Below are 16,826 nucleotides of genomic sequence, written 5' to 3'. Positions count from 1 at the left end.
CGAATCGTTACTTACGATACAAGCGGTCGTATTGGTAGAATGGGTCGAAGGTCACGTTGATACCTAGTTTACGAAGGACGTTCTTGTCTTCATCGGTCAAGATGATGGTAGAGTGGGCTTCGCTACCTTTGAGGTTACCAAGTTCTTCCATGGCACGCGCGGCGTCAGGATTTTCCATAGCTGTGATGGCAAGTGCAATCAAAATTTCATTTGAGTGGAGTCGCGGATTGCGGCTACCTAGATGATTGATTTTAAGACCTTGAATTGGTTTGACGACTTCAGGCTCGATTAGTTTTACTTCCTTAGCGATGTCAGCTGATTTTTTAATAGCATTTATCAAGGCAGCAGCTGTAGGACCAAAGAGTTCAGAGTTTTTACCAGTTACAATGTCGCCAGATGGCAATTCGAGAGCAAGGGCAGGCCCGCCGGTTTCTTCAGCTTTTTGACGTGCAGCGACAGCAACCTTACGGTCTGCAGGTGTGATACCGAGGTCGTTCATGAGAAGTTCAATCTTCTTGACAGCAGTTTCTCCGACTTTTTCAGCTTTAAAATCAAGAACAGTTTGATAGTAGCGACGGATGATTTCTTGTTTAGAGGCTTCGATAGCAGCCTCATTATCTGTAATAGCGAAGCCAACCATGTTGACACCCATGTCTGTTGGTGAAGCGTATGGAGATTCACCGAGAATGCGTTCCAACATACGTTTGAGTACTGGGAAGATTTCGATATCACGGTTGTAATTGACAGTGGTTTCTCCGTAGGTTTGGAGATGGAAGGGGTCAATCATGTTGACATCGTCAAGGTCTGCTGTGGCAGCCTCATAGGCCAAGTTGACTGGATGATGAAGGGGCAGGTTCCAGACTGGGAAGGTTTCAAATTTAGCGTAACCAGACTTGATGCCATTGATTTGGTCATGGTACATGTTTGACATACAAGTTGCCAATTTTCCAGAACCAGGTCCAGGAGCGGTTACGACAATCAAGTTGCGACTGGTTTTGATGTAGTCGTTTTTTCCCATGCCTTCTGGAGAGATGATGTGGTCCATATCAGTCGGGTATCCTTTGATCGGATAATGAAGATAGGAATCAATCCCGTTTTTATCTAACTGGTTGCGGAAGGCATCTGCAGCGGGTTGGCCAGCGTATTGTGTGATGACAACCGAACCAACAAAAATTCCCAGTTCATTGAATTTGTCAATCAAACGAAGAACTTCTTGGTCATAAGAAATGCCTAGGTCACCACGTGCTTTAGAATGTTCGATGTTGCTAGCATTAATGGCGATAACAACCTCAACCTGCTCTTTCAATTCTTGCAAGAGCTTGATTTTATTGTCAGGCTCATAACCAGGAAGTACACGAGCAGCGTGGAAATCTTCTAACATTTTGCCACCAAACTCCAAATAGAGCTTGCCATCAAATTGGTTAATGCGCTCCAAAATGTGGTCGCGCTGTAGATTCAGATATTGTTCAGAACTAAAAGCTTGTTTTTTCATTTTTTTACCTCTGACCTCTATTATAATAAAAAATTGGAAGTTAGGAAACTACGGAGCCAAAAAAGAAATTAAAAAGATTAGGCAAACGCTTGCACTAAGTTTTAAAAAGCGCTATCATAGACTATAGATTATTAAAATAATGAGGTAAACAGATGCAAGAAAAATGGTGGCATAATGCCGTAGTCTATCAAGTCTATCCAAAGAGTTTCATGGACAGTAACGGAGATGGAATTGGCGATTTGCCAGGAATTACTAGTAAGTTAGACTACCTAGCTAAGTTAGGAATTACAGCGATTTGGCTTTCTCCCGTTTATGACAGTCCGATGGATGATAATGGCTATGATATTGCTGATTATCAAGCGATTGCAGCTATTTTTGGGACTATGGAGGACATGGACCAACTCATCGCAGAAGCTAAGAAGCGTGACATTCGAATTATCATGGACTTGGTGGTCAATCATACCTCGGATGAACACGCCTGGTTTGTTGAGGCTTGTGAAAATCCTGGCAGCCCCGAGCGAGACTACTATATCTGGCGGGATGAGCCCAATGATTTGGAGTCTATCTTTAGTGGGTCTGCCTGGGAATACGATGAAAAATCGGGTCAGTACTATCTCCACTTTTTCAGCAAGAAACAGCCTGATCTCAACTGGGAGAATGAAAAACTTCGCCAGAAAATCTATGAGATGATGAACTTCTGGATTGATAAAGGAATTGGCGGTTTCCGTATGGATGTCATTGACATGATTGGCAAGATTCCTGATGAGAAAGTAGTCAATAATGGTCCCATGCTCCATCCCTATCTCAAGGAGATGAACCAAGCAACCTTTGGAGATAAGAATCTCTTGACAGTAGGAGAGACCTGGGGAGCAACGCCAGAGATTGCTAAACTGTACTCTGATCCCAAGGGACAAGAATTGTCTATGGTCTTCCAGTTTGAGCACATTTGTCTTCAATATCAGGAAGGGCAACCTAAATGGCACTATCAAAAAGAGCTGAATATCAGTAAGTTAAAAGAAATCTTCAACAAATGGCAGACAGAGTTAGGAGTTGAAGACGGCTGGAATTCCCTCTTCTGGAACAACCATGACCTTCCTCGTATCGTCTCTATCTGGGGAAATGACCAAGAATACCGTGAGAAATCTGCCAAAGCCTTTGCAATCCTACTTCATCTTATGAGAGGGACTCCCTATATCTACCAGGGTGAGGAGATTGGGATGACCAACTATCCATTTGAAACACTGAATCAAGTAGAAGATATTGAATCCCTCAACTATGCGCGTGAGGCTCTTGAAAAAGGCGTTCCGATAGAAGAAATCATGGACAGCATTCGTGTCATTGGTCGTGATAATGCCCGTACCCCAATGCAATGGGATGAGAGTAAAAACGCTGGCTTCTCAACAGGTCAACCTTGGTTGGCAGTTAATCCAAACTACGAAGAAATCAACGTTCAAGAAGCACTGGCAAATCCAGATTCAATTTTCTATACTTATCAAAAACTCGTTCAAATCCGTAAGAAGAACAGCTGGCTGATTCGAGCTGATTTTGAATTGCTGGATACAGCTGACAAGATCTTTGCTTATATCCGTAAGGATGGTGACCGTCGTTTCCTAGTTGTGGCGAACTTGTCCAATGAAAAACAAAACTTTTCAGTAGAAGGAAAAGTTAAATCTGTCTTGATTGAAAACACTACAGCTAAAAAAGCAGTTGAGAAACAGACCTTGGCTCCATGGGATGCCTTCTGTGTGGAAATGACTGACTAAAATGAGAGAACTTCAAGCTTCAAAAGCTTGAGGTTTTTTACTAAAAATTATATAGAAAACCCTTTAAAATATATTTGTTAGAATTTTCTAAAAAATCTGGCGAAAGTCCTTGCTTTTATGAAAAAATAGGGTATAATGGTGAAAACACTATCTTTAAGGAGATTACTTATGAAATCGAAAAAGTGGCTCTTAGGAGCAGGTGCTGTTTTGAGTGCGGCCCTACTGTTAACTGCTTGTGGGCAAAGTGAAAAGAAGGCGGATGCTCCCAAGACATTCTCTTATGTCTATGCAATAGACCCATCATCTTTGGACTACAGCGTGACGAGCAAGAGCTCAACATCTGACGTTATAGCAAACGTTGTTGATGGTCTTTTGGAAAATGATAAGTATGGGAACTTAATTCCATCACTTGCAGAAGACTGGTCTGTTTCAAAGGATGGTTTGACTTACACCTACAAACTGCGTAAGGGTGTAAAATGGTATACTTCTGATGGAGAAGAATACGCTGAAGTTAAAGCTAAAGACTTTGTTACTGGGCTTAAACATGCTGCTGACGGAAAATCAGATGGTCTTTCTTTGATTCAGGATTCTATCAAAGGTTTGGCAGAGTATGTTAGTGGTGAGAGCAATGATTTCTCTACAGTAGGAGTTAAGGCTGTTGATGATTACACGGTAGAATACACGCTCAACAAACCAGAAAGTTTCTGGAACTCTAAGGTCACAACTGCAACCATGCTTCCAGTTAATGAAGAATTTTTGAATTCTAAAGGGAGCGACTACGGTGCACCAACCCCATCAGGTATCCTATATAATGGCCCTTATTTCTTGAAATCATTGACTTCAAAATCAGTCATTGAATATGAAAAGAATCCAAACTACTGGGATAAGGACAATGTTAAGATTGACAATATTAAACTAACTTTCTACGATGGATCAGACCAAGAATCTTTGATTCGTAGCTTTACACAAGGAGCTTATACAACAGCCCGTCTCTTCCCAACAAGTTCAAATTTTGAGTCAACTAAACAAGAGTACGGCGATAAGATTGTCTACAGTCCACAAGAAGCGACTAGCTACTACCTCACTGTTAACGTAAACCGCCAATCTTACAATAAAACAGCCAAAACAGACGAAGCTCAAAAAACATCAACGAAAGAAGCTCTTCTCAACAAGAACTTCCGTCAGGCGCTGAACTTTGCCCTTGACCGTCATTCTTATACTGCTCAGTTGAATGGTGAAGAAGGTGCGAACAAGATTATCCGTAACAGCCTAGTGCCACATGACTACGTTCAAGTTGGTGAAAAAACCTTTGGAGAGTTGGCACAGGCAGAGCTCGTTTCATATGGAGACCAGTGGAAAGATGTAGCCCTTACAGATGGCAAGGATACGATTTACAGTCCTGAAAAAGCTAAGGCAGCCTTTGCTAAAGCCAAGGAAGAATTGCAGGGCAAAGGGGTTACCTTCCCAATCCATTTGGATATCCCCGTTGAACAAACAGATGTAATCGCGGTTCAACAAACCAACTCACTCAAGCAGTCAATCGAATCATCACTTGGTACAGAGAATGTCATTGTCGATGTCCTTCAAATGACCGATAATGAGAAAATGAGCATTACATCTCAAGCCAAGGTTCCATCCCAAAAAGACTATGACTTGAACGGAACTGGTTGGGGACCAGACTATCAAGACCCAGCTACCTACCTCAACATTCTTGATGCTAAGAAGGGTTCTGCCCTTAAACACTTGGGGATCAATCGCGGAAAAGATCCAGAAGTGATGGCTCAAGTTGGACTGGACAAATACAAGAAACTCCTGGATGATGCTGCAGCTGAAACCAGCGACCTTAATAAGCGTTATGAAAAATACGCTAAAGCTCAAGCTTGGGTGTCTGATAGCTCACTATTAATCCCAGTTGCTTCTTCAGGTGGTTCTCCAACGGTTAGCCGTACTGTACCATTTACAAAAGCTTACTCTCAAGTCGGGATCAAGGGGGATCCATTTGTGTTCAAAGGATTGGAGTTACAAAATGACGTTGTGACTGCAAAAGAATACGAAGAAGCCTTCAAGAAATGGCAACAAGAAAAAATCGAGACAAATGCCAAATACCAAAAAGAACTTGAAAAACACGTTAAGTAATCTATAAACAGGAAAGGAAGTTGCAGGGAACTGTGCTTCCTTTTTTGTTTTGAGACACCAGTTGTCATAAAAGTAGTAACTTTACATTTTTGAATAAATTTGATAAAATACGGTTATGTTATAAAACGTAACATTGAGGAGTAATTGAGGAGTAGATGATGAAAATGAAAAAAAGACTAATCGGGACAGGTCTTGTCTTAGCGACAGGGATTTTGCTTTCGGCATGTGGACAGTTCAACACAAATACTAGCACTTATTCATCAACATTTAGTGCGAATCCAACAACTTTCAACTATCTTCTAGATTATTATGCAGATAACACTGCCGTTATTACCAATCTCGTAGATGGTTTGCTAGAAAATGACAGCTATGGGAACCTCGTACCTGCTCTTGCGGAGGATTGGTCTGTTTCATCAGATGGTTTGACCTATACCTACAAGCTTAGAAAAGATGCCAAATGGTATACAGCTGACGGTGAGGAATATGCATCAGTCAAGGCTCAGGATTTTGTTGCTGGGATCAAATATGCTGCGGACAACAAGGGGCAAGCCATGGATCTGATCCAAAATTCAATCAAGGGATTGAATGACTATGTGACGGGTGTGACTAATGACTTTTCAACTGTTGGTGTCAAAGCTTTGGATGATTACACAGTCGAGTACACTTTAACTCGACCAGAACCGTACTGGAATTCAAAAACAACCAATAGTATCCTTTTCCCAGTCAACGAAGAGTTCTTGAAATCAAAGGATAAAGACTTTGGTACCTTGACACCAGACAGCATCCTTTATAACGGTCCATATCTGTTAAAAGATTTCACATCAAAATCTTCGATCGAATATGTGAAGAATCCACACTATTATGACCATGATAAAGTAACCATTGAAAAAGTTAAGTTAGCCTACTTTGATGGGTCAGATCAGGAGATGACCATTCGAAACTTTGAAAATGGCGCCTACTCGATTGCGGGAGTCTATCCAAATAGTTCGAACTATGCCAAGACAAAAGAAAAATACCAAGACAATATCGTTTATAGCTTGCAAGACAAGACATCTTGGTACTTTAACTTTAACGTCAACCGCAAAACCTATAATCATACCGCTAAAACAACGGACGAACAAAAGAAATCAGCTCAAACAGCTATCTTAAATAAAAATTTCCGTCAGGCTATCAACTTTGGTATTGATCGAACAGCCTACTCTGCTCAATCTAACGGTGAAGAGGCAGCGAGCAAAACCCTTCGTAATACTTTGGTTCCACCAACATTTGTTCAGGTGGGAGATAAGACCTTTGGAGAAGTGACAGCTTCTAAGCTTGTGAACTACGGAACTGAGTGGTCAGGTATCAATTTGGCAGACGCTCAAGATGCTTACTTTAACAAGGAAAAGGCCCAAGCAAAATTTGCGGAAGCTAAAAAGGAATTGGAAGCCCAAGGCGTGACTTTCCCAATCCATTTGGATGTCCCTGTTGATCAGACAAATAAAAATGCGGTTTCTGGTATGAACTCGGTTAAACAAACCCTTGAAACAGTACTAGGTTCTGACAATATCGTCATTGATGTTCAACAGCTTTCTACAGATGACTTTGGAAATGTTGCCTTCCTAGCGCCAAATCCAGCATCTCGTGACTACGACTTAAACTTTGATGGTTGGGTTGGTGATTACCAGGATCCATCAACTTATCTAGATCCCTTCAATGCTGAAACCGGCTTCTATCTCAAGATTTTTGGCCTTGATGCCAAGGAAGACCAAGAGCTCATCAAGAGTCTGGGGCTCGATACCTATACACAACTCCTGAAAGAAGCAGATGCCGAGAATAAAGATGTCGCTAAGCGTTATGAAAAATACGCTGAAGCCCAAGCTTGGATGATTGACAATTCTCTAATCATGTCTGCTATGTCAAATGGTGGGACAGCCTCTGTAACTAAAGTAACTCCGTTTACACGTGCCTACTCCCTAGTGGGTATTAAGGGTGACGGAAATAATTATAAGTACATGAGATTGCAAAAGGACCCTGTTACCAAGAAACAATTCGACGAAGCCAAGGCTAAGTGGGAAGCAGAAAGTAAAAAGGCTATTGAAAAGAGCCAAAAAGAATTTGAAAATCATATCAAATAAAAAGTTGAAATAAGGTCTCTTGCAAGGGATCTTATTTTTGTTTGTTCAAGCTCCTAAATAATGAAAGCGATCACTCTAAAATATAGTTAAAAAAATGAATGAAAACGCTGAGAATTAGGGGAATAAATGGAATTTATCCTACTTCTGTGGTATAATTAACTTAATTATTAACGTATAGGGGAATACCATGACTAAACGTTCAAAGCGATCTCGCTCGGGGAAAGTAAAGCGAAGTATTAATATAGCCTTATTAGCCATTTATTTATTATTGAGTGGCTCTTTGTTGTTCTTAATTTTTAGACATAACATCCTAGCCTTTAGGCATCTCAATATCTTAGCTGCAGTTCTGGTTTTACTATCTGCTGTCGCAGCTCTACTTTTAATAGTATATAAGAAAGCCGAAAAGTTCACGATTTTCTTTTTGGTACTTGCGGTGCTGACTAGTTCAGTTTCTCTCTATGCTTTGCAACAGTTTGTCGGTTTTACCAATCATATCAATTCGACGTCAAATTACTCAGAGTATTCAATCAGTGTGGTCGTTTTGAAAGATAGTGAAATAAATAATGTGACTCAACTGGATACGGTTACGGGGCCTACAGAGACAGACAATGACAATATTCAAAAGTTGTTAGCAGATATTAAAACCAGCCAAAGCAAGGACTTGACAGTTGAGAATGCGACTTCCTACCTAGCAGCTTATAAGAGTCTGCTTTCTGGTGAAGCCAAAGCAATCATCTTAAATAGTGTCTTTGAAAATATCATTGAAGCAGAGTATCCTGACTATGCTTCTAAAATCAAGAAAATATACACTAAAAAATTGACTAAAGAAGTTGCTGCGCCTAAGGTATCGAAGAATAAAGCTTTCAATATTTATGTGAGTGGTATTGATACCTATGGTCCGATTAGCTCAGTCTCACGTTCAGATGTAAATATTTTGATGACAGTGAACCGTGATACCAAAAAAATCCTTCTTACTACAACGCCTCGTGATTCCTATGTTCCGATTGCGGATGGAGGAAATAATCAAAAGGACAAATTGACTCACGCGGGGATTTATGGAGTAGACTCGTCGATTCATACCCTGGAAAACCTATACGGAGTTGATATCAATTACTATGTTCGTTTGAACTTCACTTCGTTCTTGAAGTTGATTGACCTTTTAGGTGGCGTAGATGTTTATAATGACCAGGATTTCACCTCTCTACACGGGAAGTTCCATTTCCCAGTTGGAAATGTCCACTTAGATTCTGAGCAGGCTCTGGGATTTGTTCGTGAGCGCTACTCTCTAGCAGATGGAGATCGTGATCGTGGACGCAACCAGCAAAAAGTCATTGTTGCTATCATTCAGAAGCTAACATCAACAGATGCTTTAAAGAATTATGACAATATTATTCAAGGATTGCAAGATTCTCTTCAAACCAATATGCCTTTGGAAACCATGATGGACTTGGTTAATACACAGTTGGATAGTGGTGGTCAGTATAAGGTCAATTCCCAAGACTTAAAAGGAACTGGAAGAACGGATCTTCCATCCTACGCTATGCCAGATAGCAACCTTTATATGATGGAAATTGATGAAAGTAGCTTGGCTGCTGCAAAAGCTGCTATCAATGATGTGATGGAGGGGAAATAGCATGATAGACATCCATTCGCACATCGTTTTTGATGTGGATGATGGCCCGAAGTCGATAGAGGAAAGTAAAAACCTTCTAAGAGAAGCCTATAGTCAAGGAGTGCGAACAATCGTTTCAACATCGCATAGACGAAAAGGTATGTTTGAAACTCCTGAAGAAAAGATCGCAACCAACTTTCTCATGGTGCGAGAAATGGCTAAGGAAGTTGCTGATGACCTAATCATTGCCTATGGGGCTGAAATCTACTATACGCCGGATGTCGTTGAGAAGTTAGAAAAGAAATTAATTCCCACGCTCAACGATAGTCGCTATGCTTTGATTGAGTTTAGCATGAATACACCTTATCGAGATATACATAAGGGATTGAGTGATATTCTAATGCTGGGTATTACTCCAGTCATTGCCCATATTGAACGCTATGATGCTTTAGAAAATAATGAAAAGCGCGTGCAAGAGCTGATTGACATGGGATGTTATACTCAAGTCAATAGTTCTCATGTCTTGAAACCGAAACTCTTCGGAGAAACTTATAAATTCATGAAAAAGAGAGCTCAGTATTTTTTAGATCGTGACCTCGTTCATGTAATCGCTAGTGATATGCACAACTTGGATCGTAGACCTCCTCATATGGAAGAAGCCTATGATATTATTGCCAAAAAATATGGTGAAAACAAGGCCAAGGAACTCTTTAAAGAGAACCCAAGAAAAATCATAATGGATCAACTAATTTAGGAGAAAAAATGAAAGAACAAAATATGATGGAAATTGATGTATTCCACTTGTTAAAAATTCTATGGAAACGAAAATTGCTGATTGTCTTAGTAGCATTCGTGACAGGAGCAGTAGCCTTTGCCTATAGTAGCTTTATCGTAAAATCCGAATATACCAGTACTACCCGCATTTATGTTGTCAACCGCAATCAGGGAGACAAACCTGGTTTGACCAACCAAGACTTGCAAGCGGGATCTTACTTGGTAAAAGACTATCGTGAAATCATTCTCTCGCAAGGCGTTTTAGAAAAAGTTGCGACTGATTTGAAACTGGATCTTCCTCCAAAAGATCTAGCTGGTAAAATTAAGGTGACAGTTCCAGCGGATACGCGTATTGTTTCTATCTCTGTTACTGATCGTTTGCCTGAAGAAGCGAGCCGTATCGCCAACTCTTTGAGAGAGGTTGCAGCTCAAAAGATTATTAGTGTTACACGGGTTTCAGATGTGACGACACTCGAAGAGGCTCGCCCGGCAACCTCACCATCTTCTCCAAATATCCGTCGCAATACCATGGTTGGCTTTCTTGCTGGAGCGGTTGTAATGGTTGTCACTGTTCTCCTAGTTGAGCTCTTGGATACACGAGTGAAACGTCCAGAAGATGTCGAAGATGTGATGCAAATTGCGCTATTGGGAGTAGTTCCAAATTTGGATAAATTGAAATAGGAGAGAGAGATGCCAACATTAGAGATTGTACAAAAAAAATTAGATTTGGCAAGAAAAGCTGAAGAGTATTACAATGCACTTCGCACCAATATACAGTTGAGTGGGAATAACTTGAAAGTTATTTCGATCACGTCTGTGAAACCGGGTGAAGGGAAGTCAACTACTTCTACAAATATTGCTTGGGCCTTTGCGCGTGCGGGCTATAAAACTCTTTTAATCGATGCTGATATTCGTAATTCTGTCATGTCAGGGGTTTTTAAATCACGCGAGAAGATTACTGGACTAACAGAGTTCTTATCTGGAACGACAGATCTATCACAAGGGCTATGTGATACCAATGTTGAAAACTTGTTTGTTATTCAAGCGGGCTCTGTATCACCAAACCCAACAGCTTTGCTGCAAAGTGAAAATTTTGCAACCATGCTTGATGCCTTACGTAAGTACTTTGATTATATCATCGTGGATACAGCACCAATTGGAGTTGTCATCGATGCAGCTATCATCACTCAAAAATGTGACGCTTCTATTTTGGTAACTGCAGTAGGTGAAACAAATCGACGTGATGTTCAAAAAGCGAAAGGGCAGCTCGAACAAACAAGCAAACCATTCTTAGGAATTGTGCTCAATAAATTGAATACCTCTGTTGAAAAATATGGTTCTTATGGGGCCTACGGTAACTACGGCAAAAAATAAGAAATATGAAATAAGTTAGGGAGATTACGATGAAAGGAAAAGGATTCAAATTGTCTCTGGCGGTGGTTCAGAGTATTCTTGTCATTTTATTGGCTTACTTACTTAGTTTTGTAAGAGAAACGGAGATTGCTTCAACAACAGTAATTATACTTTATCTCCTTCATTACTTCGTGTTTTATATTAGTGATTATGGACGAGATTTTTTTAAAAGAGGTTATCTAATTGAACTTGTCAAGACGTTAAAATATACTATTTTCTTTGCACTAGCGATCAGTATTTCAAACTTTTTCTTGGAAGAACGCTTTAGCATATCAAGAAGGGGCATGATTTATTTCCTGACTTTACATACTTTGCTGATTTACTTCCTAAATTTCCTGATTAAGAAATATTTAAAACAGCTTTATCTCAATTTTAAGGGGAGCCGAAAAATTCTTCTAATTACAGCGGCTTCTCGAATTGATAAAGTGATTGATAAGTTGAACGAATCAAATGATGTATTTGGTAAACTAGTAGCTGTTAGTGTTTTAGACAAACCAGATTTCAAACACGAAAATGTCACAGTAATTCCAGAGGATGAAATAGTTTCTTTTGCAACTCATGAAGTAGTTGACGAGGTATTCATAAATCTTCCGACGGAGCAATACAATATCAGAGAATTTGTATCACAATTTGAGACAATGGGAATTGATGTGATGGTCAATCTGAATGCTTTTGATAGCAGTCTTGCTCTTGACAAGCAAATTCGTGAAATGGCAGGACTAAGTGTTGTTATTTTCTCAACTAAATTTTATAAGATAAGCCATGTGATTGCAAAACGTATTATTGATATTATTGGTTCTATTTTTGGCCTACTAATTTGTGGGATTATTGGCATCATTTTGATTCCCTTAATTCGAAAAGATGGAGGGCCTGCAATTTTTGCTCAGACTCGTATCGGTAAAAATGGGCGTCGCTTCACTTTCTACAAGTTTCGATCAATGTGTGTAGATGCTGAAGAGAAGAAACAAGCACTCCTCGAACAGAACACTATGGAAGGCGGTATGTTTAAGGTAGATAATGATCCTCGTATCACGAAGGTAGGACGTTTTATTCGTAAAACGAGCCTAGACGAACTTCCTCAGTTCTATAATGTTCTCAAGGGAGATATGAGTTTGGTAGGAACAAGACCTCCAACAGTGGATGAGTATGAACAATATACACCTGAGCAGAAACGTCGTCTTAGCTTTCGACCAGGAATCACAGGTCTCTGGCAAGTTAGTGGACGAAGTGAAATAACGAATTTCGATGATGTGGTCAAACTTGACGTAGAGTATATTGATGGCTGGACAATCTGGAAAGATATTGAAATTTTATTGAAGACAGTTAAAGTTGTATTTATGAGAGATGGGGCGAAGTAGGAAATGAAAATATGTTTAGTTGGATCTAGTGGAGGTCACTTGACTCATTTATATCTATTAAAACCTTTCTGGAAAGATAAGGAAAGATTTTGGGTTACTTTTGATAAAGAGGATGCTCGGAGTGTACTCTCTGAGGAAGTTGTATATCCTTGCTATTATCCAACCAATCGTAATATAAAAAATTTAGTAAGAAATTCTTTTCTCGCCTATAAAATTTTAAAAAAAGAGAGACCAGATGTGATTATTTCGTCTGGTGCAGCTGTAGCTGTCCCTTTCTTTTATCTAGGAAAAATATTTGGTGCTAAGACAGTCTATATTGAAGTTTTTGACCGTATTGATGCACCAACCCTAACAGGGAAATTAGTATATCCGGTGACAGATAGGTTCATAGTACAGTGGGAGGAAATGAAAAAAGTATATCCGAAAGCAATCAATCTCGGAGGGATCTTCTAATGATTTTTGTGACAGTAGGTACTCATGAACAACAGTTTAATCGACTTATTAAAGAGGTTGATAGATTAAAAGGTGAGGGATTTATTCAAGATGAAGTATTTATTCAAACAGGATATTCCAGTTATATTCCGCAATATTGTGAGTGGGAAAAGATAATTTCTTATGAAAAAATGAATAAATTAATTGAGGGATCAGATGTTATCATTACTCATGGTGGGCCAGCGACGTTTATGGGGGTTTTTGCTAAAGGGAAAACCCCGATAGTTGTTCCTAGACAAAAAAAATTTGGAGAGCATGTGAATGATCATCAGATGGAATTTGTTGAGAAAGTATTAAATATCTATAATTTAACAGTCATTACGAATATAAGTGATCTTATGGCATGTATTTCAAAAATAAATGAACAACAAAGAACAGATTTGAAAACTAATAATAACCTGTTTATGGAGAACTTTATAGATATGATTGATGATTTAATGGGGACAAGCTATGTTAAGGACGAATAAGTTTATAAATATTTGTATCAAGTTGCTATTCATATATTCGTTATGTAGTGAGTTAATATATTCCTATTTTCCTTCATCACTATTGTTTACGATACCAGATTTATTGCTATTGGTATCGGTTTTATTTGTTATATTTGATTCCTATTCTTCGGGTAAGATTAAAATTAAAAATCCTCACGTCAGTATATCCTTTTTTATTTTCTTAATACTATTTTTATTAATTAGTTTTAGTTGGGGAAATCTCAATGTATATGATTTTGTTGCAAGAATAAGATATATACTAGGAGCATTTCTTGTTTATTACATGACGAACAGTTATTTAGATGACAGAACTTTTTCATCTTTAATTGATACTGCTTACGTTGCACAGATATTTAATTTATTGTTAGTTTTATACCAACATTTAGTATTACATTTACATCCTGATTTTACCAATGGTATTTTTGGTTTCACTAATTATGCAAATGGAATTCAAGGATTCTATTGTTTAGCCTTAAGTATTTTATCTATTGTTTATTATCTATATGGCAAATGGAAAGCTATGAAGTCGTTAATATTGATTGCTATTTCCTGTATAATATGTGCATTGGCAGAAATAAAGATTTTTTTTGTTATTTTTATATTCTCTATTTTCCTAATTTTCATATTTCAAAAGTCAAAAGCAGTTAGAAAAGCACGTATAATTAGTACAACTGTAGGAATATCTCTTCTTTTTTTGGTTGCCTATAAAATTATTGAAATGGTTTTGCCTGATAATTTGTATACTTTTTTTAATGTTACAAAGGCATTATCCTATGAAAACCGAACAGACTTTGCGGGACGAACCAATACTATTTCCTTTTTATGGGATAACTTATTTTATCATGATTATGTTAGTGCCATATTTGGAAAAGGTTTGGGGTCATACTCTGTTAATTATATCTATGAACTAGGTAAAATGCTTGCAGATGGTGGTTTTATTTCTGTAGTCCTTCTTTATTTATTTTTGTTATCATTATTTATAAGAGGAACTTTTACTAGAGATAAAGATATGCAATGTGAAAGACTGATTGTATCAATAATAGCTTTTGTAGTGATGATGAGCATTGTTGTGTGGAATAGTACATTTACGAGGTCTACATATATTGTATTTTTCTTTCTTGGATTAGGTAATGTTGTTTATAAATCTACTAATTCAATCAGAGGAGATTTAGATGAAAATTGAAGTATCAGTGGTTATACCAATATACAATGCTGAAAAAACAATAAAAAATTGTGTTGATAGTGCCCTAAAGCAAAATTTAGAATCTCTTGAAGTGATTCTGGTGAATGATGGGTCCAATGATTCTACAGCAGAAATTTTAGAACAGTATAATAGTAATCCCAAAATTAAGATTTTTCATCAGCTTAATAAAGGGGTATCTGCTGCTAGAAATAAGGGATTATCTCATGCAAGTGGAGAGTATGTATTTTTCCTAGATTCAGATGATGTTTTAGATGATGGTATACTTTATAAAATGTATCAGTTTGCTAAAAAAAATAAAATTGATCTTTTATCTTGTTGGCATAAAGAGCCTAATACAACACAATATGGTGGAAACGAGAACTGTTCAGCTTCATTTATTGCACGAACAAAAGAGGAAATAGGAAATCATTTTGTGGATATTTTTCCGAGAAGTGTTTGGGCTAAATTATTTCTTCGTAGAAGGATTGAGGAAAATAACATTACTTTTTCGACTGAGATGTCACTTGGGGAAGATATGTCATTTGTCTATCAATACTTGATGGTCTCAAGAAGTATTGCAGTAATTGATGGTGTGTATTATAATGTTCAAAATGTTAATCCCAAGTCATTATCTAAGCGTTATGTGAATAATATTGAACACTCCTTATTGATTCAGAATCAATTATGGAATCAATTATTAGAAGTTTATCCTAAAATTGAGGAGAACTACTATAAGCAACATATGGATTTTAGATTTTACCTTGCTAGTTTATATGTAAATAACTTATTTAAATTCGATTCTCCGTATTCCTCAAAAGAAAAATGGGATAATATTGCACAACAATTAAAAAAATATAGACCATTTTTAGATGAGAAAGTGAGTAAAGAAAAGAAGCCTAAAAATCTGAATGAGATGATTATTTTTTATTTGCTGAAGTCTAAAATTCCCTTATTAATCTATTCTTTTTACTCATTCAAAGAATGGTGGAAGAAAAAGCGATTAAAATATTGAAGGATGAATCATTTATGGAAGATTTAGTAAGCATTATCGTCCCAGTCTATAATGTAGAAAAATATTTAAAAAAATCAGTAGAAAGCATTTTGAATCAAACTTATGACAATATTGAGATACTATTGGTTGATGATGGAAGTACAGACAATAGTGGAAATATTTGTGATTCGTTTATTAAAATTGATTCTAGAATAAGAGTGTTTCATAAAGAAAACGGTGGTTTATCAGATGCTCGAAACTTTGGAATAGAACATATAAGAGGTCAATATGTATCGTTTATTGATAGCGATGATTATATATCTAAGGATTATGTGTGGAAGTTGTATCATTCTCTAAAAAACAATAATTCAGAGGTGTCTATATGTTCTTTTTCATTGGTTGATGAAACGGGTGAAAAGATAAAAGATGAGATACTAGATAATGATAAAATATGTTTATCTGGTCAACAAGTATTAGAAAAAGTGTTAACGTCAAATGGTTATCGTTATGTTGTTGCTTGGAATAAGCTTTATCGATCAACTTTATTTGAAAAGTTAAAATTTAAAAAAGGCATGTTGTATGAAGATGAATTTCTTAACTATCCTCTGTTTTGGGAGTGTAAAAGGGTATCAATTGTAGAGGAGCCGTTATATTTATACGTTCAACGAAAAGGAAGCATTGTACAAAGTAATATGACTTTAGAAAAAATAAAGATGAAGGATAAAATGCATACATCGCGTATTGAATTTTATGCAGAAAAAAAGAATTCCTTTTTACACCAACGTTCGTGTCAACAGTATTGTAATTGGATTGTTACAACAACCGCTAGTCATTACAATGTCTTGAATGTAGCTTTTTTAAAATACTTGCAACAACAGTTTAGAAAAATTGTTAAATATACACAGAACGACGATAAGAAGCTAATTGTACAGAATATTTTAGGATATATAAATATTCGTTTAGCAGCTTATGTAAAATCAAAAGTAATGTAGGGTGTGAGGAGAAAT

Annotated in this window: 14 protein-coding genes; 13 read left to right on the top strand and 1 reads right to left on the bottom strand. The window is 37.5% G+C overall.

Annotated features, from left to right (window positions below):
• Positions 1-7: 7 nt before the first annotated feature.
• Positions 8-1,492, bottom strand: coding sequence for a DUF1846 domain-containing protein (locus HMPREF9189_RS09285; protein ID WP_000743583.1), 1,485 nt, complete (start codon positions 1,490-1,492; stop codon positions 8-10).
• Positions 1,493-1,644: 152 nt separating this feature from the next.
• Between HMPREF9189_RS09285 and HMPREF9189_RS09280 the strand changes: the two genes are divergently transcribed.
• The 13 genes from HMPREF9189_RS09280 (at position 1,645) to HMPREF9189_RS09220 (ending at position 16,811) form a co-directional block, all read left to right on the top strand.
• A complete protein-coding gene (locus HMPREF9189_RS09280) occupies positions 1,645-3,255 on the top strand; it encodes an alpha-glucosidase (RefSeq protein ID WP_001156797.1) in 1,611 nt (536 codons plus the stop codon).
• A 168-nt stretch (positions 3,256-3,423) separates the two neighbouring features.
• Positions 3,424-5,391 (top strand): peptide ABC transporter substrate-binding protein, encoded by a 1,968-nt coding sequence (locus tag HMPREF9189_RS09275; protein WP_000837388.1) that lies wholly within the window; start codon positions 3,424-3,426, stop codon positions 5,389-5,391.
• 155 nt (positions 5,392-5,546) lie between these two features.
• Complete coding sequence (locus tag HMPREF9189_RS09270) at positions 5,547-7,508, top strand: peptide ABC transporter substrate-binding protein (RefSeq protein ID WP_009755429.1); 1,962 nt, start codon at positions 5,547-5,549, stop codon at positions 7,506-7,508.
• 187 nt (positions 7,509-7,695) lie between these two features.
• The gene (locus HMPREF9189_RS09265; protein ID WP_000166969.1) at positions 7,696-9,141 is read left to right on the top strand and encodes an LCP family protein; all 1,446 of its coding nucleotides are present in this window, start codon (positions 7,696-7,698) and stop codon (positions 9,139-9,141) included.
• Between the two features lies 1 nt (position 9,142).
• Entirely contained in the window at positions 9,143-9,874 is a 732-nt protein-coding gene (gene cps4B / locus HMPREF9189_RS09260; RefSeq protein WP_000565338.1) for a capsular polysaccharide biosynthesis protein Cps4B, read from the top strand.
• Between the two features lie 8 nt (positions 9,875-9,882).
• The gene (gene cpsC / locus HMPREF9189_RS09255; protein ID WP_000664130.1) at positions 9,883-10,575 is read left to right on the top strand and encodes a capsular polysaccharide biosynthesis protein CpsC; all 693 of its coding nucleotides are present in this window, start codon (positions 9,883-9,885) and stop codon (positions 10,573-10,575) included.
• Between the two features lie 9 nt (positions 10,576-10,584).
• Positions 10,585-11,268 (top strand): tyrosine-protein kinase, encoded by a 684-nt coding sequence (locus tag HMPREF9189_RS09250; protein WP_001142578.1) that lies wholly within the window; start codon positions 10,585-10,587, stop codon positions 11,266-11,268.
• A 29-nt stretch (positions 11,269-11,297) separates the two neighbouring features.
• Complete coding sequence (locus HMPREF9189_RS09245; protein ID WP_000676582.1) at positions 11,298-12,665, top strand: sugar transferase; 1,368 nt, start codon at positions 11,298-11,300, stop codon at positions 12,663-12,665.
• A 3-nt stretch (positions 12,666-12,668) separates the two neighbouring features.
• On the top strand, positions 12,669-13,118 hold the full coding sequence (locus HMPREF9189_RS12345; protein WP_000686640.1) for a UDP-N-acetylglucosamine--LPS N-acetylglucosamine transferase: 450 nt from the start codon (positions 12,669-12,671) through the stop codon (positions 13,116-13,118).
• A complete protein-coding gene (locus tag HMPREF9189_RS09235) occupies positions 13,118-13,624 on the top strand; it encodes a glycosyltransferase (protein WP_000578435.1) in 507 nt (168 codons plus the stop codon). The genes HMPREF9189_RS12345 and HMPREF9189_RS09235 overlap by 1 nt, the downstream gene beginning before the upstream one ends.
• A 304-nt stretch (positions 13,625-13,928) precedes the next feature.
• On the top strand, positions 13,929-14,828 hold the full coding sequence (locus HMPREF9189_RS09230; RefSeq protein ID WP_232194154.1) for a beta-carotene 15,15'-monooxygenase: 900 nt from the start codon (positions 13,929-13,931) through the stop codon (positions 14,826-14,828).
• Complete coding sequence (locus tag HMPREF9189_RS09225) at positions 14,818-15,840, top strand: glycosyltransferase family A protein (RefSeq protein ID WP_000687911.1); 1,023 nt, start codon at positions 14,818-14,820, stop codon at positions 15,838-15,840. Before HMPREF9189_RS09230 ends, HMPREF9189_RS09225 begins: the two co-directional genes overlap by 11 nt.
• A 14-nt stretch (positions 15,841-15,854) precedes the next feature.
• Positions 15,855-16,811 carry a glycosyltransferase gene (locus tag HMPREF9189_RS09220; RefSeq protein WP_009729797.1) on the top strand — a complete coding sequence of 319 codons (957 nt, stop codon included), beginning with the start codon at positions 15,855-15,857 and terminating at the stop codon, positions 16,809-16,811.
• Positions 16,812-16,826: the final 15 nt, after the last annotated feature.

The sequence above is a fragment of the Streptococcus sp. oral taxon 071 str. 73H25AP genome, assembly GCF_000146755.1.
Lineage (GTDB): Bacteria > Bacillota > Bacilli > Lactobacillales > Streptococcaceae > Streptococcus > Streptococcus oralis_T.
This window is presented reverse-complemented; position numbering and strand designations above follow the sequence as displayed.

What these genes read in the sequence shown, in the direction of transcription:
- HMPREF9189_RS09265 (WP_000166969.1), top strand. Translation starts at nt 7,696, where the DNA reads ATGACTAAACGTTCAAAGCGATCTCGCTCGGGGAAAGTAAAGCGAAGT.
- HMPREF9189_RS09235 (WP_000578435.1), top strand. Translation starts at nt 13,118, where the DNA reads ATGATTTTTGTGACAGTAGGTACTCATGAACAACAGTTTAATCGACTT.
- HMPREF9189_RS09230 (WP_232194154.1), top strand. Translation starts at nt 13,929, where the DNA reads ATGACGAACAGTTATTTAGATGACAGAACTTTTTCATCTTTAATTGAT.
- HMPREF9189_RS09275 (WP_000837388.1), top strand. Translation starts at nt 3,424, where the DNA reads ATGAAATCGAAAAAGTGGCTCTTAGGAGCAGGTGCTGTTTTGAGTGCG.
- HMPREF9189_RS09220 (WP_009729797.1), top strand. Translation starts at nt 15,855, where the DNA reads ATGGAAGATTTAGTAAGCATTATCGTCCCAGTCTATAATGTAGAAAAA.
- cps4B (WP_000565338.1), top strand. Translation starts at nt 9,143, where the DNA reads ATGATAGACATCCATTCGCACATCGTTTTTGATGTGGATGATGGCCCG.
- HMPREF9189_RS09225 (WP_000687911.1), top strand. Translation starts at nt 14,818, where the DNA reads ATGAAAATTGAAGTATCAGTGGTTATACCAATATACAATGCTGAAAAA.
- HMPREF9189_RS09250 (WP_001142578.1), top strand. Translation starts at nt 10,585, where the DNA reads ATGCCAACATTAGAGATTGTACAAAAAAAATTAGATTTGGCAAGAAAA.
- HMPREF9189_RS09245 (WP_000676582.1), top strand. Translation starts at nt 11,298, where the DNA reads ATGAAAGGAAAAGGATTCAAATTGTCTCTGGCGGTGGTTCAGAGTATT.
- HMPREF9189_RS09280 (WP_001156797.1), top strand. Translation starts at nt 1,645, where the DNA reads ATGCAAGAAAAATGGTGGCATAATGCCGTAGTCTATCAAGTCTATCCA.
- HMPREF9189_RS12345 (WP_000686640.1), top strand. Translation starts at nt 12,669, where the DNA reads ATGAAAATATGTTTAGTTGGATCTAGTGGAGGTCACTTGACTCATTTA.
- cpsC (WP_000664130.1), top strand. Translation starts at nt 9,883, where the DNA reads ATGAAAGAACAAAATATGATGGAAATTGATGTATTCCACTTGTTAAAA.
- HMPREF9189_RS09285 (WP_000743583.1), bottom strand. Translation starts at nt 1,492, where the DNA reads ATGAAAAAACAAGCTTTTAGTTCTGAACAATATCTGAATCTACAGCGC.
- HMPREF9189_RS09270 (WP_009755429.1), top strand. Translation starts at nt 5,547, where the DNA reads ATGATGAAAATGAAAAAAAGACTAATCGGGACAGGTCTTGTCTTAGCG.